At 70.9% G+C, this 21,469-nt stretch carries 22 protein-coding genes and 1 riboswitch; of the genes, 19 read left to right on the plus strand and 3 right to left on the minus strand.

Going from position 1 to position 21,469, the window contains the following annotated elements; genetic code table 11:
• The first annotated feature begins 17 nt into the window (after positions 1-17).
• A riboswitch (cobalamin riboswitch) is annotated at positions 18-97 on the plus strand.
• An 82-nt stretch (positions 98-179) separates the two neighbouring features.
• The 9 genes from AB0L64_RS15805 to AB0L64_RS15845 all read left to right on the plus strand — a co-directional run bounded on the left by AB0L64_RS15805 (position 180) and on the right by AB0L64_RS15845 (position 10,004).
• Entirely contained in the window at positions 180-2,204 is a 2,025-nt protein-coding gene (locus AB0L64_RS15805; RefSeq protein WP_363710829.1) for a putative cobaltochelatase, read from the plus strand.
• A 1-nt stretch (position 2,205) separates the two neighbouring features.
• On the plus strand, positions 2,206-2,820 hold the full coding sequence (gene cobO, locus AB0L64_RS15810; protein ID WP_363710830.1) for a cob(I)yrinic acid a,c-diamide adenosyltransferase: 615 nt from the start codon (positions 2,206-2,208) through the stop codon (positions 2,818-2,820).
• Positions 2,814-4,160 (plus strand): cobyrinate a,c-diamide synthase, encoded by a 1,347-nt coding sequence (locus AB0L64_RS15815; protein WP_363710831.1) that lies wholly within the window; start codon positions 2,814-2,816, stop codon positions 4,158-4,160. The genes cobO and AB0L64_RS15815 overlap by 7 nt, the downstream gene beginning before the upstream one ends.
• Entirely contained in the window at positions 4,157-5,515 is a 1,359-nt protein-coding gene (bluB, locus tag AB0L64_RS15820; RefSeq protein WP_363710832.1) for a 5,6-dimethylbenzimidazole synthase, read from the plus strand. Before AB0L64_RS15815 ends, bluB begins: the two co-directional genes overlap by 4 nt.
• Positions 5,512-6,108: a hypothetical protein gene (locus tag AB0L64_RS15825; protein WP_363710833.1), complete on the plus strand. Its 597-nt coding sequence runs from the start codon at positions 5,512-5,514 to the stop codon at positions 6,106-6,108. Before bluB ends, AB0L64_RS15825 begins: the two co-directional genes overlap by 4 nt.
• 168 nt (positions 6,109-6,276) lie before the next feature.
• On the plus strand, positions 6,277-7,329 hold the full coding sequence (locus AB0L64_RS15830; protein ID WP_363710834.1) for a hypothetical protein: 1,053 nt from the start codon (positions 6,277-6,279) through the stop codon (positions 7,327-7,329).
• Between the two features lie 17 nt (positions 7,330-7,346).
• On the plus strand, positions 7,347-8,273 hold the full coding sequence (locus AB0L64_RS15835; RefSeq protein ID WP_363710835.1) for an ABC transporter ATP-binding protein: 927 nt from the start codon (positions 7,347-7,349) through the stop codon (positions 8,271-8,273).
• Positions 8,260-9,168 carry an ABC transporter permease gene (locus tag AB0L64_RS15840; RefSeq protein WP_363710836.1) on the plus strand — a complete coding sequence of 303 codons (909 nt, stop codon included), beginning with the start codon at positions 8,260-8,262 and terminating at the stop codon, positions 9,166-9,168. The genes AB0L64_RS15835 and AB0L64_RS15840 overlap by 14 nt, the downstream gene beginning before the upstream one ends.
• A 5-nt stretch (positions 9,169-9,173) precedes the next feature.
• On the plus strand, positions 9,174-10,004 hold the full coding sequence (locus AB0L64_RS15845; protein ID WP_363710837.1) for a putative RNA methyltransferase: 831 nt from the start codon (positions 9,174-9,176) through the stop codon (positions 10,002-10,004).
• A 44-nt stretch (positions 10,005-10,048) separates the two neighbouring features.
• Here the strand turns inward: AB0L64_RS15845 and AB0L64_RS15850 are convergent, their stop codons facing one another.
• A complete protein-coding gene (locus tag AB0L64_RS15850) occupies positions 10,049-10,717 on the minus strand; it encodes an NAD(P)H-dependent oxidoreductase (RefSeq protein WP_363710838.1) in 669 nt (222 codons plus the stop codon).
• A 125-nt stretch (positions 10,718-10,842) separates the two neighbouring features.
• Here AB0L64_RS15850 and AB0L64_RS15855 point away from each other — a divergent pair, with 125 nt between their 5' ends.
• Complete coding sequence (locus tag AB0L64_RS15855; protein ID WP_363710839.1) at positions 10,843-11,391, plus strand: MarR family winged helix-turn-helix transcriptional regulator; 549 nt, start codon at positions 10,843-10,845, stop codon at positions 11,389-11,391.
• A gap of 4 nt (positions 11,392-11,395) precedes the next feature.
• Here AB0L64_RS15855 and AB0L64_RS15860 read toward each other — a convergent pair whose 3' ends face one another.
• Positions 11,396-12,046: a response regulator transcription factor gene (locus AB0L64_RS15860; protein ID WP_363710840.1), complete on the minus strand. Its 651-nt coding sequence runs from the start codon at positions 12,044-12,046 to the stop codon at positions 11,396-11,398.
• 98 nt (positions 12,047-12,144) lie between these two features.
• On the opposite strand from AB0L64_RS15860, the gene AB0L64_RS15865 reads away from it, so the two are divergent.
• Positions 12,145-13,335: a transposase gene (locus tag AB0L64_RS15865; RefSeq protein ID WP_363710841.1), complete on the plus strand. Its 1,191-nt coding sequence runs from the start codon at positions 12,145-12,147 to the stop codon at positions 13,333-13,335.
• Between the two features lie 38 nt (positions 13,336-13,373).
• Here AB0L64_RS15865 and AB0L64_RS15870 read toward each other — a convergent pair whose 3' ends face one another.
• Positions 13,374-14,666, minus strand: coding sequence for a histidine kinase (locus AB0L64_RS15870; protein WP_363710842.1), 1,293 nt, complete (start codon positions 14,664-14,666; stop codon positions 13,374-13,376).
• 383 nt (positions 14,667-15,049) lie between these two features.
• On the opposite strand from AB0L64_RS15870, the gene AB0L64_RS15875 reads away from it, so the two are divergent.
• Genes AB0L64_RS15875 through AB0L64_RS15910 form a run of 8 tightly spaced genes read left to right on the plus strand, consistent with a single transcriptional unit; the run spans position 15,050 to position 21,454 of the window.
• Entirely contained in the window at positions 15,050-16,075 is a 1,026-nt protein-coding gene (locus AB0L64_RS15875; protein ID WP_363710843.1) for an ABC transporter substrate-binding protein, read from the plus strand.
• A gap of 21 nt (positions 16,076-16,096) precedes the next feature.
• Positions 16,097-16,882 (plus strand): ABC transporter ATP-binding protein, encoded by a 786-nt coding sequence (locus AB0L64_RS15880; RefSeq protein WP_363710844.1) that lies wholly within the window; start codon positions 16,097-16,099, stop codon positions 16,880-16,882.
• Positions 16,879-17,673: an ABC transporter permease gene (locus AB0L64_RS15885; protein WP_363710845.1), complete on the plus strand. Its 795-nt coding sequence runs from the start codon at positions 16,879-16,881 to the stop codon at positions 17,671-17,673. The genes AB0L64_RS15880 and AB0L64_RS15885 overlap by 4 nt, the downstream gene beginning before the upstream one ends.
• The gene (locus tag AB0L64_RS15890) at positions 17,670-18,758 is read left to right on the plus strand and encodes an Ldh family oxidoreductase (protein WP_363710846.1); all 1,089 of its coding nucleotides are present in this window, start codon (positions 17,670-17,672) and stop codon (positions 18,756-18,758) included. The genes AB0L64_RS15885 and AB0L64_RS15890 overlap by 4 nt, the downstream gene beginning before the upstream one ends.
• Positions 18,758-19,153, plus strand: coding sequence for a RidA family protein (locus AB0L64_RS15895; protein ID WP_363710847.1), 396 nt, complete (start codon positions 18,758-18,760; stop codon positions 19,151-19,153). Before AB0L64_RS15890 ends, AB0L64_RS15895 begins: the two co-directional genes overlap by 1 nt.
• A gap of 41 nt (positions 19,154-19,194) precedes the next feature.
• Positions 19,195-20,028 carry a fumarylacetoacetate hydrolase family protein gene (locus tag AB0L64_RS15900; RefSeq protein WP_363710848.1) on the plus strand — a complete coding sequence of 278 codons (834 nt, stop codon included), beginning with the start codon at positions 19,195-19,197 and terminating at the stop codon, positions 20,026-20,028.
• The gene (locus tag AB0L64_RS15905; RefSeq protein ID WP_355690346.1) at positions 20,025-20,735 is read left to right on the plus strand and encodes a GntR family transcriptional regulator; all 711 of its coding nucleotides are present in this window, start codon (positions 20,025-20,027) and stop codon (positions 20,733-20,735) included. The genes AB0L64_RS15900 and AB0L64_RS15905 overlap by 4 nt, the downstream gene beginning before the upstream one ends.
• Complete coding sequence (locus AB0L64_RS15910; RefSeq protein WP_363710849.1) at positions 20,732-21,454, plus strand: SDR family oxidoreductase; 723 nt, start codon at positions 20,732-20,734, stop codon at positions 21,452-21,454. Before AB0L64_RS15905 ends, AB0L64_RS15910 begins: the two co-directional genes overlap by 4 nt.
• Positions 21,455-21,469: the final 15 nt, after the last annotated feature.

Genomic DNA, 21,469 nt, shown 5'->3' on the forward strand with positions numbered 1-21,469 from the left:
GGCCGACGAGTGTGGAGGAACACCGGTGACCAGCGTGCTGGGAGTCCGGGGCGGTCCCGCCACTGTGACCAGGGTCTGATCCCTGGAAGCCAGGACATCCGCGGTCGTCCGCCGGGCTGCCGGCGTACCAGTGCCGTAGCGGGCGTGGACACCCGCTCGACGAAAGGGATCCACCGCCGATGCGGTCCGTGCGTTCGACCAGCTTCCCGTTCACGGCGATCGTCGGGATGGACGATCTCCAGCTCGCGCTGATCCTGGCGGCGATCTCGCCGGCCATCGGCGGGGTGCTGATCCGCGGCGAGAAGGGGACGGCGAAGTCGACCGCCGTCCGCGCCCTCACCGAGGTCCTGCCGCCCGTGGACGTCGTCGCCGGCTGCCGGTTCTCGTGCGATCCCGACCACCCGGATCCCGCCTGCCCGGACGGTCCGCACACCGGGGAGCGGTCCGTGCGGGCAGCGCGGCTGGTCGAGCTGCCGGTCGGCGCGACCGAGGACCGGGTGCTGGGCTCGCTGCACCTGGAGAAGGCGCTCGCCGAGGGTGTCACGGCGTACGAGCCCGGGCTGCTCGCCGCGGCGCATCGCGGGCTGCTGTACGTCGACGAGGTCAACCTGCTCCACGATCACCTGGTCGACGTACTCCTGGACGCTGCCGCGATGGGGCGGGCGACGGTCGAGCGTGACGGCGTCTCGGTCACGCACCCGGCGCGGTTCGTGCTCGTCGGCACGATGAACCCGGAGGAGGGCGAGCTGCGGCCGCAGCTCCTCGACCGGTTCGGGCTGACCGTCGACGTGGTCGCGAGCCGGGATCCCGCCGTCCGCGTGGAGGTGATGCGCGCGCGGCTCACCTACGAGGCGGACCCGGAGACCTTCACGGCCCGGCACGACGGCCCGCAGCGGGAACTGGCCGAGCGGATCGTGAAGGCGCACGACCTGCTGCCCGAGGTGATCCTGACCGACTCCGCGCTCCGCCAGATCGCCGAGATCTGCGCGTCGTTCGACGTCGACGGGATGCGCGCCGACCTGGTCACCGCCCGCACAGCCGTCGCCCACGCCGCGTGGTCCGGCCGTACCGTCGTCGAGGTCGACGACGTCCGCGCCGCCGCCAAACTCGCCCTGCCGCACCGCCGCCGCCGGAACCCCTTCGACGCCCCCGGCCTGGACGACCAGCAGCTGGAAGCGGCCATCAACAACAGCACCCCACGCACCGACCCCGACGACGATCCGCCCACCCCGGACGGCCCCGGTACGGGCGGTCCGGGCACGGAAGGATCGGGCACGGAAGGATCGGGCACGGAAGGATCGGGCGAAGGGCAGGACAGCGCGGACCAAGCCGATTCGACGGCCTCCGCAACTGCAGGCAAGTCCGCCGAGCAGCCCGGTGAGGTCGTCGGAAGCTCCGAGCCGTACAAGGCCCGTCTGCTGAGCGTGCAGAGCGCCGGCGCCGGGGTCGCCGGCCGGCGAGGACGGGCGATCACCGAGGTGGGTCGCGTGGTGGGAGACCGCGCCCGGGTGGGCCGCGAAGCCGGACGGCCGCACATGCTGGGGACCGTGCGCGCCGCGGCGCCGCACCAGAACGTTCGCGGGCGGAGCGGTCCCGGGCTGGTGGTCCGCGCGACCGACGTGCGGCTGGCGGTGCGCGAAGGGCGTGAGGGGAACCTCGTGCTGTTCTGCGTCGACGCCTCCGGCTCGATGGGGACGAAGAAGCGGATGGGCGAGGTGAAGACCGCGATCGTCTCGCTGCTCCTCGACGCCTACCAGCGCCGCGACACCGTCGGCCTGGTCACGTTCGCCGGCGCCGCGGCGACGGTCGCGCTCCCGCCGACGGGCAGCGTCGAGACCGCCGTACGACGGCTCGAGTCGCTCCCGACCGGCGGCCGCACACCACTGGCCGAAGGGCTGGTGCAGGCGGCCGAGGTGCTGCGGATCGCCGCGATTCGCGACCCGCGCCGGCGACCGCTCCTGGTGCTCGTCACCGACGGCCGCGCCACCCACGGCGACAACGCGTTCGCCCGCGCCCGCCAGGCCGCCGGCTGGCTCGCGGACCGCGGCGTCGCGACCGTCGTGGTCGACTGCGAGCCGCACCGCGGCGTCCGGCTCGGACTCGCCGCGGAGCTCGCCGCGGGCCTCCGGGCCGAGTACCTCGACCTCGGAGACGTTGCCGCTGGCAACCTCGTCCGTGCAGTGACCGAGCGGAAGGCGGCCTGACATGCCGAAGGGACAACCGGTCGCCGTACCGGACGACGGCCTGACCACCCGCCAGCGCCGCAACCGGCCGCTGCTGATGGTGCACACCGGTGAGATGAAGGGGAAGTCGACGGCGGCGTTCGGGATGGCGCTGCGGGCCTGGAACCAGGGCTGGAACATCGGGGTCTTCCAGTTCGTGAAGAGCGCGAAGTGGAAGGTCGGCGAGGAGAGTGCGTTCAAGGCGCTCGGCCGGCTGCACGCCGCGACCGGTGAGGGCGGGCCGGTCGAGTGGCACAAGATGGGTGAGGGCTGGAGTTGGTCCCGCAAGGCCGGCACCGAGGAGGACCACGCCGCCGACGCGCTCGAGGGCTGGCGCGAGATCCAGCGCCGGCTGGCCGCCGAGGCCCACGACCTGTACGTGCTCGACGAGTTCACCTACCCGATGAAGTGGGGCTGGGTCGACGTCGACGAGGTCGTCGACACGCTGGTCGACCGGCCCGGCCACCAGTACGTCGTGATCACCGGCCGCGACGCCGCCCCGAAGCTGCTCGAGGCCGCCGACCTGGCCGCCCGGATGACCAAGCTCAAGCACCCGATGGACGCCGGGCAGAAGGGCCAGAAGGGCATCGAGTGGTGATCCCGCGCGTGGTCGTGGCGGCACCGTCGTCCGGCGCCGGGAAGACGACCGTGGCGGTCGGGCTGATGGCGGCGCTGCGCCGGGCCGGCCACGTCGTCGCGGGCTTCAAGGTCGGGCCCGATTACATCGATCCCGGCTTCCACGCCGTCGCGACCGGACGGCCGGGACGCAACCTCGACCCGATGCTGTCGGGGGAGGAGCGGGTCGGACCGCTCTTCGCGCACGGCGCGACCGGCGCCGGCATCGCCGTCGTCGAAGGCGTGATGGGCCTGTACGACGGCGCGCTCGGAACCGAGGGCTTCTCGTCGACCGCGCACGTCGCGAAGTTGCTGAAGGCGCGGGTCGTGCTGGTGGTGGACGCGTCGGCGGCCGGTCGCAGCGTCGGGGCCGTCGTCCAAGGATTCGTCGCCTTCGACACCGAGGTGCGGATCGTCGGGGTGATCCTGAACAAGGTCGGCACGGACCGGCACGAGGCCGAGGTCCGGGCGGGCGTCGCACCGACCGGCGTACCGGTGCTCGGGGTGCTGCGGCGGGACACGCGGCTGACGGTTCCGAGTCGTCATCTCGGCCTCGTCCCCGCCGACGAGCAACGCGAACAGGCCGAGCGCGCCGTCGACGCCGCGGCCGAACTGGTGCGCGACGGCGTCGACCTCGAGGCGTTCGTCGCCGCGGCGAAGGCCGCGCCCGCACACGACGCCACACCGTGGGACCCGTCGGCCGAGGTCACGTTGCCGGACGGTGCCCGGCCGGTGGTCGCCGTCGCGGGCGGGCCCGTCTTCTCGTTCCGCTACACCGAGACCGCCGAGTTGCTCACCGCGGCCGGGGCCGATGTCGTCACCTTCGACCCGCTGACCGATACGTTGCCCGAGGCAACCGCTGCGCTGTATCTCGGCGGCGGATTCCCGGAGCTGCACGCCGAGGCGCTCGCCGCCAACACCGAGCTCCGCCATCAGGTCGCCACCGAGGCCGCGGCCGGTCTGCCCGTGGTCGCCGAATGCGCAGGCCTGTTGTACCTGTGCCGCGAGCTCGACGGTCACCCGATGACCGGCGTACTCCCGGCGACCGGCCGCATGACCGGACGCCTCACGCTCGGCTACCGTACGGCGGTCGCCGCCGGCACCACCCGGTTCTTCGACGAGGGACGCCGGGTGCGCGGTCACGAGTTCCACCGCACCACGCTCGACACGGACACCGGCGTACGGCCTGCCTGGCATCTCCCGGGCGGCGTGGAGGGCATCACGCTGCCGCACGTCCACGCGTCGTACCTGCACCTGCACTGGACCGCCACCCCGGACGTCGCCGCCCGGCTCGTGACGGCCGCGCGCGAGCGTGCCCGGTGAGCCTCGTCCTCGGCGTCGGCCTTCGCTCCGGTACGCCGTACGCCGAACTGCACGAACTCGTCACCACGATCCTGCGCGAGCAACCCGACACGATCAGCCTGGTCGTCACGGTCGAAGGCAAGGAACGCGAGCCCGCCGTACGGCAACTGGTCGACGACTTGGGCGCCGAGCTGCGAACGTTCTCGGCCGACGAGCTCGCCGAGCAGCGGGTGCCGACGCCGAGCGAGCAGGTCGAGCAGCTGAAGGGAACCTCGAGCGTCGCCGAGGCCGCGGTCCTCGCCACAGGCGCCCAGCTCGTCCTCCCGAAGCAGCGAAGCTCCAACGCCACCGTTGCGCTCGGCCGGACACCGGCCGCGGCCGGGTACGGGCCGGGGGACCGGGAGGCCGTGTACCGGGTGATCGCCGAGCGGCGCGACGTACGGCGCGGGTTTCTGGATCTCCCGGTCGACGATGCGACGCTCGGGCGGGTTCTCGGGGCGGCGCACCGGGCGCCCAGTGTGGGATTGAGCCAGCCGTGGGACTTCCTGGTGATCCGCCACGTCGCGACCCGGCGCAAGGTGCATGAGCTCGCGGTCGCGCAGCGGGACGCGTTCGCGGCGTCGCTCCCGCCGGACCGGCGCGCGGCGTTCGACGGGCTGAAGATCGAGGCGATCCTGGACGCGCCGCTGAACATCGCGGTGACCTGCGACCCCGGCCGCGGCGGCCGGCACGTGCTCGGCCGGCATGCGGATCCGCGGACCACCATGTCCTCCGCCGCGATCGCGATCCAGAACCTCTGGCTCGCCGCCCGCGCCGAAGGTCTCGGCGTCGGCTGGGTCTCGTTCTTCGAACCGGCCGAGGTCGCGGCGGTCCTCGACCTGCCCCGGCACATCGAGCTGATCGGATACCTCTGCGTCGGGTACGTCGACCGGTTCGCGCCGGCGCCCGAGCTGGTCCGCTCCGGGTGGGCCAAGCGCCGCCCGCTGTCCTGGGCGGTCCATCACGAGGAGTGGGGCCGCCGGACCGCCTCGATCGTCGGCGACGCCGCGCAGGCCGCGCAGGACGTCGTCCCGGCGGCGGGCCAGTGTGTGCGGGTGGTGGTCGGCGGTGACGCGGCGCAGCTCCAGGATGCGGAGGTGCTGGTGGTCGACCTGGGGACGGACCGGCCGGCCGGTGATTTCGGGGTGTTGTGGAGGGCGGCCCGGACTCCCGCGGAGGCCGTGGAGTTCGGCGTCGAGATCGCCAGGGACCTGGCCCTGCAGGGCGTCGGGCAGCTTGTCGTACAGGTCGTCGAGGATTCCGAGCGGGCCGTGGCGCTCGCTCGCGGTCTGCAGGTCGGTGCGTCGGCCTGTGGTCTGACACACTCCTCCGCATGAATGCTGTGATGTATGCCCCCGCCTTCTCGATGAAGCAGCGCGTGACGATGATGGCGAACAAGTACGAGCTGATCGCCACCAACCCGGACGGTAGCGACGGCCCGTTGCTCGCGTTCGCGCAGCAGAAGCGGATGGCGTTCAAGGAGCAGGTGACGTTCTACAGCGACGACACCAAGACTCGGCCGGTGTTCTCGTTCAAGGCCCGCAAGACCATCGACCTGGGGTCGGGGTACGACGTTTACGACGCCGACGGGCAGGTGATCGGGTGGTTCAAGAAGGAGTTCGGCAAGAGCCTGCTGCGGTCGAGCTGGCAGCTCAGCGCGCCGGGCGTCGAGGCGGCCGGCACCGAGCGCAACCAGACCGTCGCGATCGTCCGGCGGGTCTGGGACTTCGTGCCGTTCATCGGCGAGATCCCGCTGCCGTTCATCTTCCACTTCGACTTCACCGACCGGTCGACCGGGCAGCCGGTGCTCTCGGTGGAGCGGAAGCTGTCGGTCCGGGACCGCTACCGGATCACCGTCCAGGACGAGCGCCTGGACTTCCGGGTCGCGGCCGCGATGACCGTGGCCCTGGACGCGCTGCAGTCCCGCTGAGGCTCCGGCGTACGACCACGGTCGTACGCCGGGCTCACTCTTTCGGGTGAACCTACCCTGAGGGCACTTGGATCCGCCCCGGCCCGGTGCGAGGCTGTATCCATGGGCGTAGCACAGCGCAGTCGACGGTGGTTGGTTCCGGTCACGGCGGTTGCCGTGGTGGCGGGCGTGGGGGCACTGGGGCCGATGGTCGCCGATGCCTCGCCGAAGCTGCCCGGGATCACCGCGCAGGACCTGCTGGCGAAGGTGCAGACGGCGAAGGTCGACGGCCTCAGCGGCACCGTCCGCTCGGACGCCGACCTCGGTCTGCCGGCCATCCCCGGGATGGCGCCCGGCACCCAGCAGCTCACCGACCTGCTCAGCGGCGAGCACACCGCCCGGGTCGCGTACGCCGGCCCGGACAAGGCGCGCGTCTCGATCATCTACAACCAGGCCGAGCGAGTCTGGACGACCGACGGGAAGTCCGCCTGGGCCTACGACTCGTCCAAGCGCGAGGCGACCAAGCTGACCCTGCCGGCCCACCGGACCGCCCGGCCGGAGTCGAGGCCGGAGTCGTACGACCCGCAGGCGGTCGCCAAGCAGTTCCTGGACGCGATCGACCCGACCACCAAGGTCCAGGTCAGCGGCACCGAGAAGGTCGCCGGCCGGGATGCGTACAAGCTGCGCCTGGTGCCGAAGACCGACAAGACGACCGTCGGGTCCGTGACGCTGGCGATCGACTCCAAGACCTGGGTCCCGCTGGACGTGACGGTGATGCCGCGCAAGGGCAACGACCCGGCGCTCGAGCTGGGCTTCAGCTCGGTGTCGTTCGACGTACCGGCCGCGTCCACGTTCACCTTCACTCCGCCGAAGGGTGTGAAGGTGACGGACCAGAAGGTGCCGTCGACGGCCGGGCCGAAGCGGGTCGCCCCGAAGCAGGTCACGCCGAAGCAGATCGAGCCGGGCAAGCCCGGTGCGGCGAAGGCCGATCGTCCGACCGTGATCGGTGAGGGCTGGGAGAGCGTCGCGATGATCCGCGGTGCGGAGACCTCCGGCCTGACCGGGAACGGCATGCTCGCGCAGCTGCTCGCCAAGGCGCCGACGGTGCAGGGCACGTGGGGCAAGGGCAAGGTGGTGACCAGCAAGATGGTGAGCGCGCTGATCACCGACGACGGCCGTGTCTTCGTCGGCCTGGTCACCCCGGACACCCTGCAGGCCGCCGCGGCGAAGGCTCCCCGCTGAACAGCCAGATGACCGGCATGCCGGTCGTCACCCGCGGGCTGACCAAGCGGTTCCGCGGCGGGCAGGTCGCGGTGGACGCGGTCGACCTGGAGGTGCCGGCCGGCAGCGTGTTCGGCTTCCTCGGGCCGAACGGGTCGGGCAAGACGACGACGATCCGGATGTTGCTCGGCCTGATCGCGCCGACGGCCGGCGAGGTCGAGCTGCTCGGCGAGCCGATGCCGAAGGCGCACCTGCGGGTGCTGCCCCGGGTCGGCGCGCTGGTCGAGGGGCCGGCGTTCTACCCGTTCTGGACCGGGCAGGCGAATCTGCTCCGGTTCGACGCCGCCGACCGCACCGCCGACCCGAAGACCCGCAAGGCGCGCGCCGGCGAGGCACTCGAGCGGGTCGGGTTGTCGAACGCGGCCGGCAAGAAGGTCCGCGCGTACTCGCTGGGGATGCGGCAGCGGCTCGCGATCGCGGTCGCGCTGATGCAGCGCCGGGAGCTGCTCGTCCTGGACGAGCCGACGAACGGTCTCGACCCGCAGGGCACCCGCGAGGTCCGGCACCTGATCCAGGAGCTGGCCCGTGACGGTACGACGGTGTTCACCTCGACCCACCTGCTCGCCGAGGTGGAGCAGGTCTGCACGCACGCCGCGGTGATGAGCCGCGGCAAGCTGCTCCGCCAGTCCACGGTGGCTGACCTGCGCGCCGAGCTCCGTCCCCGGCTCGTGGTCCGTACGCCGGACCTCACCCAGGCGGCCGAGACGCTGCAAGGTCTGGGCGTCATCGAGTTGAAGACCACCGGCGAGACCGTCGAAGGCGATCCCGGCGAGCTCCCGATCGAGAAGTTCGCCGCCGCGCTGGTGGCGGCGGACGTGCGTATCCACGGCTTCGGCCTGGAACGCCCCAGCCTGGAGGACGCGTTCGTGGCACTCACGGGGGAGGGCTTCGATGTCGCCGAGTGAGACCGCCGACGTGCCGGCCGGCCCGGGCGCCGGGGCGCCGGCCGCGCCGGAGACGGGGGCAGTGGCCGGGCAGGAGCCGAGGGCTGGGCGGCATACGCTCGCGCTGTTCGTCTCGGAGCTGCGGCTGGTGTTCGCGCGGGCCCGGACGCAGGTCGGCCTCGGGGTCCTGGCGGCCGTGCCGTTGCTGATCGGGATCGCGATCAAGATCGCCGGCACGGACCCCGGGGCCGAAGGCTTCATCGGTCAGGTCGCGGGCAACGGCCTGTTCCTGATCGTCGCGAGTCTCGGCCTGTCGCTGCCGTTCTTCCTGCCGACCGCGGTGACCGTGATCTCCGGGGAGTCGCTGGCCGGCGAGGCCAGCCTCGGCACGCTGCGCAACCTGCTGACCGCACCGGCCGGCCGGTCCCGGCTGCTCGCCGCGAAGATGGTCGCCCTGGCCGTGTTCTGCCTGACCGCGACGATGACGATCTGGATCTCCGGCCTGATCGTCGGCTTCGTCCTGTTCCCGGTCGGCGACGTCCTGCTGCTGTCCGGCTCGACCGTCTCGCTCGGCGAGGGCCTGCTCCGCGCGCTCGGTATCGCCGTCGTGATCTCGCTGTCGCTGCTCGGCCTGGCCGGTATCGGCCTGTTCATCTCGTCGCTGACCTCGACCCCGCTGGCCGCGATGGCGGCGACGTTCGGCACGTTCATCGTGCTCGGGATCCTGACCGCGATCCCGCAGCTGCACGCGATCCACCCGTGGCTGCTGATGTACCGCTGGCAGTCGTTCGCCGACCTGCTCCGCGATCCGCCGTACTGGCACGAGATCGGCCGCAACCTGCTCCTCCAGGGCGGCTACCTCGCGGTCTTCTACGCAGCCGCCTGGGCCCGCATCACAAGCCGCGACATAACCTAGGGCGGGTGGAAGGCGACCTCGTCAAAGTCCTGCGCTGCCCGGTCTGTGCGGATCCGCTGGCGCTCGACGGCCGGACGGCGCGCTGCGCGCACGGGCACGCGTACGACCTGGCCAAGCAGGGCTACCTGAACTTGTTGCCTTCGGCGTCGACCGGGATCGAGGGCGACTCGGCCGCGATGGTCGGCGCCCGCACGGTCTTCCTCGGCACCGGCCACTACGCTCCGATCCGCGACGCGCTCATCCTGCGGGCGGACCTCGGGGAGGACGACCTGGTCGTCGAGGTCGGCGCCGGCACCGCCTACTACCTGTCCGGCGTCCTGGGCCTGTCCCCGGACCGCCGCGGGATCGCCCTGGACGTCTCGAAGTACGCCGCTCGCCGCGCGGCCCGGGTGGACCCGCGGATCGCGTCCGTGGTGTGCGACGCGTGGCGTGAGCTGCCGTTGCTGGACGACTCGGTGCAGCTGCTGCTGAACGTGTTCGCCCCGCGCAACGCCACCGAGATGGCGCGCATCCTGGCGCCCGGCGGCCGGCTGCTCGTGGTCACCCCGAACCAGCCGCATCTCGCCGAGCTCGTCGACGTGCTGGGAATGGTCAGTGTCGACGACCAGAAGGAACGCCGGCTGGAGGAGTCGCTCGCGGGAGAGTTCGAGCGCGTCGGCAACGAACTGGTCGAGGAGACGATGCGGCTCGACCGGTCGGCCGTGGAGCAGCTGGTGCTGATGACGCCGAGCGCCCGGCACCTCGACTACCGCGAGCTGCTGCAGCGGATCGCCGTCCTGCCGGAGCCGGCGATCGTGACGCTGTCGGTGACACTGTCGGTCTGGAGGCCCCGGTGATGCCGGCTCGAGCGCGGCACCACTAGAACCCGTTCAGCTCAGGGTCAGGCAGCCTTGCCGATCAGTTCACGGGCGACGACGCTGCCGTGGGTGCCGGCCTCCACGTGGGCCTCGGACTCCGAGACCTTGGAGGCGTCGATCAGCTCCTCCATGCCCGGGGTGACCGGGGCCAGGGTGAGCTCGGCGGCGGCAGTCCGCAGGTTCATCCCGAAGACGTCGCCGAAGATGCGCTCGAGGTACGGCGTGGCGTGGTCCCAGCCGTGCTTCGGCGAGCCCGGTCCGTAGCCGCCACCACGGGCGATGGCGAAGATCGCCGGCCTACCGGCCAGCGGGCGGGAACCGAAGGCGAGGTCCTTGTCGATCACGAGCAGATCGATCCAGGTCTTCACGTTCTGGGCGATGCCGTAGTTGTACATCGGTACGGCGAGCAGGACCGCGTCGGCGTTCACGATCTCGGCCTTCAGGTCGTCGGCGATCGCCTGGGCCTCGGCGAGCGGCATCCGGTCGGAGTCGGCGACCGGCTCCTGGCCCACCTGGGCGGCGGCCAGCGTCGGCCACACGGTCGCGGGCAGCGGGTGCTGTCCGAGGTCACGCCGGACGACGACACCGTCGGGGTGCTCGGCCTTCCAGGCGGCCTCCGCGCTGTCGGCCAGGGCCCGGGACACCGATCCTTCCAGCCGGATGCTGGCGTCGACGCGTAACAGGGTGCTCATTCGTTCTGTCTCCATCGCGGTGAGGGGGCGTGCTCGTATTGAGCTGTACTGAAGATAATCTGCTGAGCAGAACATATTCAAGTCAGATCGTATTCCAGGTGGCATACACCCCGTACGATGGGGACATGTCCAGCACGTCGCCAGAGATCGCCGCCCGTTCCGCGCGCGGGGTCGCGCCGTCGGTGGCCGACGGCGCGCCGGTCGAGGCCGACCTCGGCTGGGCTCTCGGCGTGGTCTTCCGGCGGTACGCGAAGGCGGCCGCGGCGGCGCTGGAGGGGTTGCCCGGTGGCCCGCGGGGCTACCAGGTGCTCGCCACGACGAACGCCGAGGGCCCGAAGCGGCAACTCGACCTGGCCGCCCAGCTCGGCGTCGATCGGACCGTGATGACCTACCTCCTGGACGACCTCGAGAAGGCGGGGCTGGTGCAGCGCCGGCCCGACCCGGCCGACCGGCGGGCGCGGCTGATCGCGCCGACCGAGGACGGGGTCGCGACGCTCTGCGACCTGGAGCGGCGGCTCCGCGCCGGCGAGGACGAGGTGCTCGGCATCCTCGACGAGTCGGAGCGCTCCAGCTTCCGGCTGCTCCTGCAGCGCCTGGCGATGACGGCGAACACCGTCGACCCGCTCCACAACGCCTGCACGCTGGCCGAGTCCGACGACCCCGCCAGTACCTGATCGCTCAGTGCAGCGGCACGAAACCTGACTCGTAGGCGCGGATCACGGCCTGCGTGCGGTCCCGCGCGTTCAGCTTGGCGAGTACGTTGGCGACGTGGGTCTTCACGGTCTGCAGGCCGAGGAACAGTTCCGCGGCGATCTCCGCGTTCGAGAGCCCGCGCGCCATCAGCCGGAGCACCTCCTGCTCGCGCTCGGTCAACTGGTACCGGTCGAGCCCGTCGGCCGCCGGCGCACCGGCGTGGGCGAGCGCCAGGGTCCGGATCGCCTCGGGGAACAGCAGCGACTCGCTCTTCGCGACCGTGCGGATCGCCGCGATGATGTCGTCCGGCGGGGTCCGCTTGAGCAGGAACCCGGACGCGCCGGCGCGCAGCGCGTCGTACACGTAGTCGTCGTTCTCGAACGTCGTGACGACCAGGACCCGGGGCGCCGGGTCGAGGCTCTCCAGCAGCAGCCGGGTCGCCTGAATGCCGTCCACCGCGGGCATCCGGACGTCCATCAGCACGACGTCGGCGCCGGTCCGGCGGACCAGCGGCAGCACCTCGGCGCCGTCACCGGCCTCGCCGACGACCGTGAGGTCCGCCTCGGCGTTGATGATCGCGCGCAACCCGCTCCGGATCAGCGGCTCGTCGTCGACCACGACCACCGACAGGTTCATTGGATAGGTTGCGGGAAGCCCGGCCTGGAGGACGGGTACCAACCGCAACTCCCTCCCTTCACGTAAGACTGTCGGTGCCGTCTGATTGATTATCCGTCGTGCCCCGCTACCGACTCGCGCCGACGCCGGCTCAAGCATCCAGGTTGCTTGAGCACTGTAGGCACGCACGGTATATGTGGAACCTGGGTCTGGAGCAGCGGCTGATGTGGCGGCCCGGCCGCCCACCATCCCCAGGATACGGAGCGCAGTCCGCGCAACTTACAGAGGCCCGGGTGCACGAGCCGTGGCTGAGGGCTGGTTCGCAGACCGTCCAGCAGCAGGCATTGCGGGATCTCGATCAGGCATGGCGCAACTTTTACAACGGAAGCCACGGGCGCCCGACCTGGCGCCGCGAAGGTGTCCATGAGGGATTCCGAATCGTCGGTCCCGCGGCCCAGCGGGTAGAGAAGCTGAACCGGAAGTGGGGCCGCGTCCTGGTCCCGAAGGTCGGTTGGGTGAAATTCCGGTTGTCGCGCGGACTGCCGGATGCGAAGTCGTATCGCGTCACTTGCGACCGGGCGGCGCGGTGGCACATCGCGTTCGCGGCCATCCCCGAACCCATCCGAGCACCGGGCAATGGCGCCGTGGTGGGTGTCGATCGCGGAGTCACGGTATCCGCAGCTTTGTCGACCGGGGAGCTGTTGTCCTGCCCGGGGCTGTCGGCGCAGGAACAGGGTCGGACGAAGCATCTGCAACGCAAGTTCGCCAGAGCCAAGCGCGGCAGTAACCGGCGCGCCAGGACACGGATCGCGATTGCGCGCCTGAAGGTGCGGGAGAGCGATCGTCGGAAGAACTGGGCCGAGCAGATCACCACCGACCTCGCCCGCCGGTTCGACGTGATCCGCGTCGAGGACCTGCGGATCCGCAACATGACGAAGTCGGCGCGAGGTACCCGCGGACTACCGGGCCGCAATGTGCGACAGAAAGCAGGGCTCAACCGGGGCATCCTCGCCCAGGCCTGGGGTCTGCTCGTCCGGCGCCTGGACCACAAGGCGCGAGGCCGGGTCGAGAGAGTCAATCCTGCGTACACGTCGCAGGCCTGCAGCGCCTGCGGGCATGTCGCACCGGAGAACCGTGAGAGCCAAGCGGTCTTCCGGTGCGTCGCCTGCCGGCACGAAGCCAACGCCGACGTGAACGCTGCAGTCAACATCGCAAACGACCTCGCGGCCGGGCGGGCCGTGAACGCACGCCGAGAGACCGTTGTGCAGGCCTCTGAGAAGCGTGAACCTCAACTCGCTACCATCACGTAGTCGGGCTGGAATCTCTCGCCCTCGGGCGCGGGAGGACGTCAACCCTTCGTCACGCTGACCGGCAGCCGCACCGCGAGCTGCCATCCCGGCTCGTCCGGCCGGGTGACCGGGCCGGCGTTCACGGTTCCCCGCAGTACGGCGACTCTTTCACGGATACCGGCCAGGCCGCGGCCGCCGCCGGAGTGATCGGACCTGCCGCTGACCGGGTTCGTCACCGCGAGCCGCAGCCCGGACCCGTCGAGGCAGATCGACAGGTGCACGGTCAGCTCGCCGGCCGGGCGGCCGGCGTGCCGGATCGCGTTGGTCAGGCCCTCCTGCACGATCCGGTACGCCTCCCGGGACACCGCGGCCGGCAGCTGGTCCAGATCGCCGGACCGCTCGACCTCGACCGTGATTCCGCCGGCCCGGGTGGCCTCGACCAGCCGGTCGAGCCCACCGAGCGTGGCCTGCGGCGCCGTCCGGGCCTCCGGCCGCCGGTCGTCGCGGAGCAGGCCGAGCACGTGGTCGAGATCGGCCAGCGCCGCCCGGGCGGAGGTCTCCATCGCGGCCAGCGCGGTCTCGGCGAACTCCGGATCGGTGGCCAGCACCCGCCGGGCGGCCGCCGCCTGCAGCGTGACCAGGCTCAGCGCGTGCCCGACGCTGTCGTGCAGCTCGCGGGCCAGACGGTTGCGCTCGGCAAGTGTCGCGGTCTGCTTCTCGAGCAGCTCGATGCGCTCCGCGGCGGTCGGGCCGAGCACCCGCGGCGCCAGGTAGGCGAGGAGTGCCCCGGTCGCCGCCGACAGCAGGAACAGCCCGGCGAGACCGCCGATCGCCGCGGCCGGCATCCACAGGTCGCTCCAGCCGCCGCGGATGTCGTACGACCAGCCCGGGACGATGTCGCGCGATCCGGGGGAGCGGAACGGAGCCGCCAGCCAGATCGCGCCCACGGCGAACACGATCGTGCTGAGGATGCCGACGACGCCGCCGGCCACCAGGTGCAGGCAGAACCAGACGCTCGTCCGCCGCCGCTGTGCCCAGGTCCGCGCCGGGCCGAGCGGCCGCTCCTCGAACCGCACCGCGAGCAGCGACTCGACCGCGATCCCCTGGACCTCGCGGACGGCCGGCAGCAGGCCGAGCGCGACCGGGGGCAGCAGCGCGAGCAGGACCCAGATGATGCCGGTGGCAACCTTCGGCAGGTGCAGGTCGGAGACCACGGCGCCGAGCGCGCTGTCGACCAGGATGAACGCCAGCACCAGCGCCGCGCCGAGCAGCAGGTACACCCAGCGCAGGTACGTCGACGGACGCCACAGGCACCCGATCGCCCGCCACACCCGCCGCGTCACCCGTCGCACCGTCACATCCTGCCAAAGGCCGGGGCGGCTCACCTCCCTCCCCGGAGTGAGCGCCGGGAAACCCCGGAATCCGGGCGGGCGACGTGGGCTGGGTCACGAAGAGGTTGAGGGTTTACGCAAATTTGACGGAGAGTGGGCGGGTTCGGCCCTCGTGGGCGTCGCGATCTGCTGCTGTGGCAGGTACGGTCTGTGGTCGGGGCGGGTGCCCGTCCGGTTACAGCATGTGTCTCCGGACAGGTATGGGGAACGGCTCCAGGACGGTGGCCGGCAGGACTGCGAGGACCGGCATGGCGGACGTTAAGTCCCCGTGAAGACCCCGTGGGCCGTTTGACCACCTTTCAGTATTTGATGTTTGATCAAATATCGGGACGAGAGAGGTCGATATGAGGTTGAGGCGTTCCGTCATCGCCCTGATGGCGGTCCTGGGGCTCGCCCTGGTGAGTGCGTGCAACAGCGGTGACGACAGCGGCAAGGCAGCCGACAACGGGCTGCAGAAGGTCAGCTACCTGACGTCGTTCAACACCTTCGGACGCGAGGCGTACGCGTACGTCGCGCTCGAGAAGGGGTACTTCAAGGACGCGGGATTCGACGTCAAGATCACGCCCGGCAGCGGCACCGTCGACGTGATGAAGCTGGTCGCCGGCGGTCAGGCCGACTACGGCATCGGCGACTTCACCGCCACCGTGATCACCCTCGCCAAGCAGAAGCTCCCGGTGACCACCGTCGGCATGGTCCACCAGCGGTCGATGGCCGCGATCATGTCGCTGGAGGGCCTGGGCATCAACAGCCCGAAGGACCTGCCCGGCAAGACCATCGGCGACCAGCCGGGGTCCACGAACACCGTGATGTTCCCGGTCTACGCCAAGGCGGTCGGCATCGACCCGAAGTCGGTCACGTTCCTCCCGTCGCCGCCGCCCGGCCTGCCGGCGCTGCTGGCGTCCGGCAAGGTGCAGGGCATCGGCCAGTTCGTGGTCGGCCAGCCGCTGATCGAGAACGCCGACAAGGAGAAGCACCGCAAGGCGGTCGTGCTTCCGTACGGCAAGGCGCTGCCGGACCTGTACGGCAACGCGATCATCACCCGGACGGACATGGCCAAGGACCACCCGGACCAGGTGAAGAAGTTCACCGGCGCGCTGCTCAAGGGCCTGCAGGACACGTACGACGACCCGGCCGCGGCGGCCGCGACGCTGAAGAAGTACGTGCCGAACACCGATCTCGCGGTCGCCACCAAGGAACTCGAGATCATGAAGGAGTACATCAAGCCGGACGACTTCAAGGGTCCGCTCGGCGACGTCACGCAGGAGCGGGTGCAGAAGGTCATCTCGCTGCTCGAGGAGTCGGACGCGATCGGCAAGGGTGCGGTCAAGCCCGAGGACGTCGTCACGCTCAGCCTGGCTCCCAAGAGCTGACGTTAGGAGTTCTGGAACCGGATGATTCGCCTGGACGGCGTGGGGCAGGTCTTCGACGGACGCGAGGGCCGGGTGACCGCCCTCGAGAAGATCGACCTGCACGTTCGCGGCGGTGAGTTCGTCACGCTGATCGGCCGGTCCGGCTGTGGCAAGTCCACGCTGCTCCGGCTGATCGCGGGACTGCTTGCTCCGACGTCCGGTGTGGTCCAGGTGGCGGGGAAGCCCGTCACCGGACCGCGCCGGGACGTCTCGTTCATGTTCCAGCGGCCGGCCCTGCTGCCGTGGCGTTCGGTGCTGTCGAACGTGATGCTGCCGGTCGAGATCGACAAGGGCACCCGCAACAAGGCGGCGTACCGGGACCGTGCCCACCAGCTGCTCGAGCTGGTCGGCCTGCAGGGGTTCGAGCGACGGCTGCCGCACGAGCTGTCCGGCGGTATGCAGCAGCGGGTGTCACTGTGCCGGTCGCTGATCCGCGACCCGCAGGTGATGCTGATGGACGAGCCGTTCTCGGCGCTCGACGCACTGACCCGGACGGAGCTGTCCGAAGAGCTGCAGCGGATCAAGATGGAGCTGTCCACCACGATCGTCTTCGTCACGCACTCGATCGAGGAGGCCGTCGTGCTGGCCGACCGCGTGGTCGTGCTGACGCCGCGTCCGGGCCGGATGCGGGAGGTCGTCGACATCGACATCCCGCGGCCGCGCAGCCTCGGCCAGAACGCGCACCTCACCGAGGTCGCCGCGATCAGCGGCCGGCTGCACGAGCTGCTGGCCGAGAAGGAGATCGCCGACGAGGTGCGGCCGCGATGACCGGGCGGACGATGCCGAAGCGCACCTGGCTGACCGATTCGCCGGTGGCCGCCGTGATCCTTCCGATCGTCGGCCTGGCCGCGGCGATCGGGTTGTGGTGGGGCGCGACGGTCGTGTTCTCGATCGAGCCGTACCTGCTGCCGAGTCCGGGGGACGTGGTCGTCAAGTTCTTCGAGCAGCCCGGCTCGCTCCTGCGCGAGACCGGGACGTCGCTGCTCGAGACGGTCGAGGGTTTCGGGCTCGCGATCGTGATCGGCGTACCGATCGCGCTCGTGATCGTCCGGTCGGCGGTCCTGGAGCGGCTGGTGTACCCGCTGCTGCTGATGGTGAACTCGATCCCGAAGGTGGCGATCGCGCCGCTGCTGGTGATCTGGATGGGCTTCGGGCAGTGGCCGAAGGTCGTGATGGTGCTGCTGATGTGCTTCTTCCCGATCGTCATCTCGACCGCGCAGGGGATGAAGTCGACCCCGGCCGAGCTGGTCGAGCTGATGCGGTCGCTGAACGCCGGCCGCGCGCAGGAGTTCTTCAAGCTCCGGCTGCGCTATGCGATGCCGCAGATCTTCACCGGGTTCAAGGTGGCGATCTCGCTGGCGGTGATCGGCTCGGTGATCGCCGAGTTCGTCGGCGCCACCAAGGGACTCGGGTACGTCATCCAGCAGTCCGGCGCCAGCGCCGACACCACGCTGGCGTTCGCCGCGATCACGCTGCTCAGCATCATGAGCATCGTCTTGTTCTACGCCCTCGTCCTGCTCGAGCACGTCCTGCTGCCCTGGGCCCGGGAAACCCGATGACCGCTCAGGCGTCCGACGCGGACCGGCGGGTGCTGGTCCGGCCCGAGTGGCTGGAGGCCACGGTGGCCGGCGTGTTCACCGCGCTCGGCTTCGAGTCCGAGGACGCGGACGAGATCGCCGCAGCGCTCGTCGAGGCCGATCTGCGCGGTGTCAGCTCGCACGGCGTGATGCTGGTCCCGATGTACGTCGAGCGGCTGAACGCCGGCGGCGTGACCCGGGAGCGCGAGCTCGACATCCTGTTCGACGCCGGCGCCGCGATGGTGGTCGACGCCCGCGGCGGGATGGGGCAGCTGTCCAGCCCGCAGGCGATGGGGCACGCGATCGAGCGCGCCGGCCGGTACGGGATCGGCATCGTCTCGGTGCGCAACGCCCACCACTTCGGGGCGGCCAGCCGCTGGGCGATGCAGGCCGGCGAGGCGGGGTGTATCGGTATCGCGGTGTCGAACACGACGCCGCTGATGCCCGCCCCCGGCGGCGCCGAGCGGCTGGTCGGCAACAACCCGCTGGCGATCGCGGTGCCGACCACGGCCGGTGTGGAGATCGTGCTGGACATGGCGCTGTCGGCCGTTGCCCTCGGCAAGATCCGGCTGGCGGCGTCGGCCGGGCGGCCGATCCCGGACACCTGGGCCACCGACCCGTCCGGCACGCCGACCACGGACCCGGACGAGGCGGTGCTCGGCATGCTGCTGCCGGCCGCCGGCCACAAGGGTTTCGGGCTGGCGCTGATGATCGACGTGCTCACCGGCGTGCTGAGCGGCGGCGGGTGGGGCGACCAGGTCCGCCCGCTGTACCGGGAGCCGGACCGGCCGAACGACTGCGCGCACCTGTTCCTGGCGATCGACCCGGAGTTGATGGGCGGTGTCGAGGACTTCAAGCGGCGCTCGTCCGGGCTGGCCGCGCGGGTCCGGGGGAGCGCGACGGCGCCGGGCGTCAACCGGCTGTACCTGCCGGGTGAGATCGAGGCCGAGCGCGCGGCGCAGCAGCGGCGCAGCGGCGTACTGATCGAGAGGTCGGGACTGGACGGACTGCTGGCGACCGCACGCGCGGTCGGCGCCGTCGTCCCGGCGGGAGGAGTAGTGGGCTGATGCCGAAGACACAGGTGACCACCGACGCGTTGCGGAGCCCGAACGGGGTGTTCTCGCAGGCGACCACGGTCGAGGCGACCGGACGGCTGGTGTTCGTCTCCGGGATGACCGCGCGCCGGCCGGACGGCGGCATCGCCGGCGTCGGTGACGTCCGGGAACAGACCCGGCAGGTGTGCGAGAACGTGAAGTCGGCGGTCGAGGCGGCCGGCGGCACACTGGCGGACGTCTGCCGGGTGGATGTGTACGTGCGCAACATGGAGGACTTCGCGAAGATCCACGAGATCCGCGCCCAGTACTTCACCGAGCCGCTGCCGGCCTCGACGATGGTCGAGGTCAGCAAGCTCGCGCATCCCGACTACCTGATCGAGATCAACGCGATCGCCGTGATCGCCTGACCGGGGGGTGAACTCTGTGCGTGGCGTCGAGTGGACCTGAGATGAAGTACGTGACGGTGGAGCACGACGGACGGGAACGGCCCGGCGTCCTGGACGGCGACACGGTCCAGTTGCTGTCGGCAACGGACCTGACCGGGGTGATCACGGACGGCGCCTCGGTGGTGGACACGATCCCGTTCCGGGCGGAGCTGCTGCGGGCGCCGTTGCGGCGGTTCCGGCGGGACATCCTCTGCACCGGGTGGAACTACTGGGACCACTTCGAGGAGAGCAAGGGCAAGCGCGAGGGGCAGGACGTGGACCGTCCCGAGCACCCGACGTTCTTCACCAAGGGCCCGGACGTGGTGATCGGTCCGTACGACGACATCGCCTGGGACCCGGCGATCTCCGCCAAGTGGGACTACGAGGCCGAGGTCGCGCTGGTGATCGGCAAGACCGGTAAGAACATCGCCGTCGACGACGCGCTCGACCATGTCTGGGGCTACACGCTGGCGAACGACGTGTCGCAGCGGGACCTGCAGCGTGCGCACGGCGGGCAATGGCTGAAGGGCAAGAGCATCGACGACACGATGCCGCTGGGGCCGTGGATCGTCACCGCCGACGAGGTCGGGGACCCGCAGGACATCCGGCTGCAGTGCCTGGTGAACGACGAGGTGCGCCAGGACGCGTCGACGCGGCAGATGGCGTTCGACGTCGCCACCCTGATCAGCGAGCTGTCCTTCGGTATGACGCTGCGCCCGGGCGACCTGCTGCTCACCGGTACGCCGGCCGGTATCGGCAACGCCCGCGAGCCGCAGGTGTTCCTGCAGGAAGGCGATGTGGTCGTGACCCGCGCGGACAAGCTCGGTGAGCTGCGCAACCGGGTGGTGCGCGGATGAGCGGCCCGTTGGAGTTGCTGCCGGGCGGCGGCAAGGGAGGTCGCCGTACTCTCGCCGAGCACGCGGCGGCCGAGTTGCACCAGTTGATCCTGTCCGGCGAACTGCCCAGCGGTACGCCGCTGCGGCTGGTGGAGCTGGCCAGCCGGCTGGAGATGAGCCAGATGCCGGTCCGCGAAGGCTTGCGGCGGCTCGAGGCGCTGGGGCTGGTCGAGATCATCCCGCATCGCGGTGCGTGGGTGCGGGACCTGTCGTTGTCAGACCTGCGGGACACCCACGAGACCCGGCTCGCGCTGGAGAGTCTCGCCGTCCGTGCTGCGGCCGCCCGCTTCACCGAGGAGGACCTGACCAAGGCCGCGGCTGCCTTGGCCGAGCACCTCCGGTTGTCGCGCGCGGAGGACTCCGCCGGCGCCCGTCAGGCCCATGCGGATTTCCACTTCGCCATCTACCGGGCCAGTGGGTCGCAGTGGTTGCCGCGAGCAATCGAGCCGGTCTGGCAGAACAGCGAACGCTACCGGTTCGGCAGCCGGCCGACCGCATTCTTGATCGAGCGCAGCCGGCAGGAGCACCAGGCGATCCTGGACGCGTGTGTGGCCCAGGACCCGGATGCGGCCGAGCGGGCGTTGCGCAGCCATCTGGCCGGTGCGTTCCAGCGGATCACCGAGACGATGACATCGAAGCAGGCGTCGAAGGAACAGGAGACGCCGTGAAGGCGGGCTTCGACGCGACCGGTGAGGTCGTCGTGATCACGGGCGGCGCGCAGGGCATCGGTGCGGCGCTGGCCGCCGCGGTGAACGCCGCCGGCGGTACGGCGGTCGTCTTCGACGTCACTGTGCCGCCCAGCGGCGTGGAGTACGTCAAGGTGGACGTAGCGGACCAGTCTGCGATCAAGGACGCAGTAGCGGGTGTGCTGGAGCGGTACGGGCGCATCGACGGCCTGGTTGCGGGCGCGGCGGTGCAGCCGCGGTCGCCGGTGCTGGACATGGACGCGGCGTCGTGGAGCCGGACGTTGCAGGTGAACCTGGACGGTGTGGTGTGGGCGTGCCAGGCCGTCGTACCGCACATGGTGGGGCGGCGGTCAGGTTCAGTGGTCGTGTTCACGTCGGGTATGGCGTCGACCGGGCACGCGGGCGCCGCGGCGTACGCGGCCAGTAAGGCGGCGCTGGTGGCGTTCGCGAAGACGCTGGCGGCCGAGGTGGCCGGCGACCGGGTCCGGGTGAACGTGGTCGCGCCGGGTGTGATCGACACCGAGCAGTTCCGCGGTGCGAACGCCGGTGCGGACCGCGAGCACTGGCAGGACACCATAGGTATCGGCGACCCCGAGGACGTGGTCGGCCCGTTGCTGTTCCTGCTGTCGGACGCGGCCGCGATGACCGGGTCGGTGCTGACGCGGGAACGTGCCTTTGCCAAGCTCACGAGCTTCATCTAGCTGCACGGAGTGAGA

Source organism: Kribbella sp. NPDC051936, from assembly GCF_040680955.1.
Classification (GTDB): domain Bacteria; phylum Actinomycetota; class Actinomycetes; order Propionibacteriales; family Kribbellaceae; genus Kribbella.

What these genes read in the sequence shown, in the direction of transcription:
- AB0L64_RS15860 (WP_363710840.1), bottom strand. Translation starts at nt 12,046, where the DNA reads ATGAACCTGTCGGTGGTCGTGGTCGACGACGAGCCGCTGATCCGGAGC.
- AB0L64_RS15885 (WP_363710845.1), top strand. Translation starts at nt 16,879, where the DNA reads ATGACCGGGCGGACGATGCCGAAGCGCACCTGGCTGACCGATTCGCCG.
- AB0L64_RS15880 (WP_363710844.1), top strand. Translation starts at nt 16,097, where the DNA reads ATGATTCGCCTGGACGGCGTGGGGCAGGTCTTCGACGGACGCGAGGGC.
- AB0L64_RS15900 (WP_363710848.1), top strand. Translation starts at nt 19,195, where the DNA reads ATGAAGTACGTGACGGTGGAGCACGACGGACGGGAACGGCCCGGCGTC.
- AB0L64_RS15850 (WP_363710838.1), bottom strand. Translation starts at nt 10,717, where the DNA reads ATGAGCACCCTGTTACGCGTCGACGCCAGCATCCGGCTGGAAGGATCG.
- AB0L64_RS15825 (WP_363710833.1), top strand. Translation starts at nt 5,512, where the DNA reads ATGAATGCTGTGATGTATGCCCCCGCCTTCTCGATGAAGCAGCGCGTG.
- AB0L64_RS15875 (WP_363710843.1), top strand. Translation starts at nt 15,050, where the DNA reads ATGAGGTTGAGGCGTTCCGTCATCGCCCTGATGGCGGTCCTGGGGCTC.
- AB0L64_RS15890 (WP_363710846.1), top strand. Translation starts at nt 17,670, where the DNA reads ATGACCGCTCAGGCGTCCGACGCGGACCGGCGGGTGCTGGTCCGGCCC.
- AB0L64_RS15905 (WP_355690346.1), top strand. Translation starts at nt 20,025, where the DNA reads ATGAGCGGCCCGTTGGAGTTGCTGCCGGGCGGCGGCAAGGGAGGTCGC.
- AB0L64_RS15840 (WP_363710836.1), top strand. Translation starts at nt 8,260, where the DNA reads ATGTCGCCGAGTGAGACCGCCGACGTGCCGGCCGGCCCGGGCGCCGGG.
- AB0L64_RS15835 (WP_363710835.1), top strand. Translation starts at nt 7,347, where the DNA reads ATGCCGGTCGTCACCCGCGGGCTGACCAAGCGGTTCCGCGGCGGGCAG.
- AB0L64_RS15855 (WP_363710839.1), top strand. Translation starts at nt 10,843, where the DNA reads ATGTCCAGCACGTCGCCAGAGATCGCCGCCCGTTCCGCGCGCGGGGTC.
- AB0L64_RS15895 (WP_363710847.1), top strand. Translation starts at nt 18,758, where the DNA reads ATGCCGAAGACACAGGTGACCACCGACGCGTTGCGGAGCCCGAACGGG.
- AB0L64_RS15805 (WP_363710829.1), top strand. Translation starts at nt 180, where the DNA reads ATGCGGTCCGTGCGTTCGACCAGCTTCCCGTTCACGGCGATCGTCGGG.
- cobO (WP_363710830.1), top strand. Translation starts at nt 2,206, where the DNA reads ATGCCGAAGGGACAACCGGTCGCCGTACCGGACGACGGCCTGACCACC.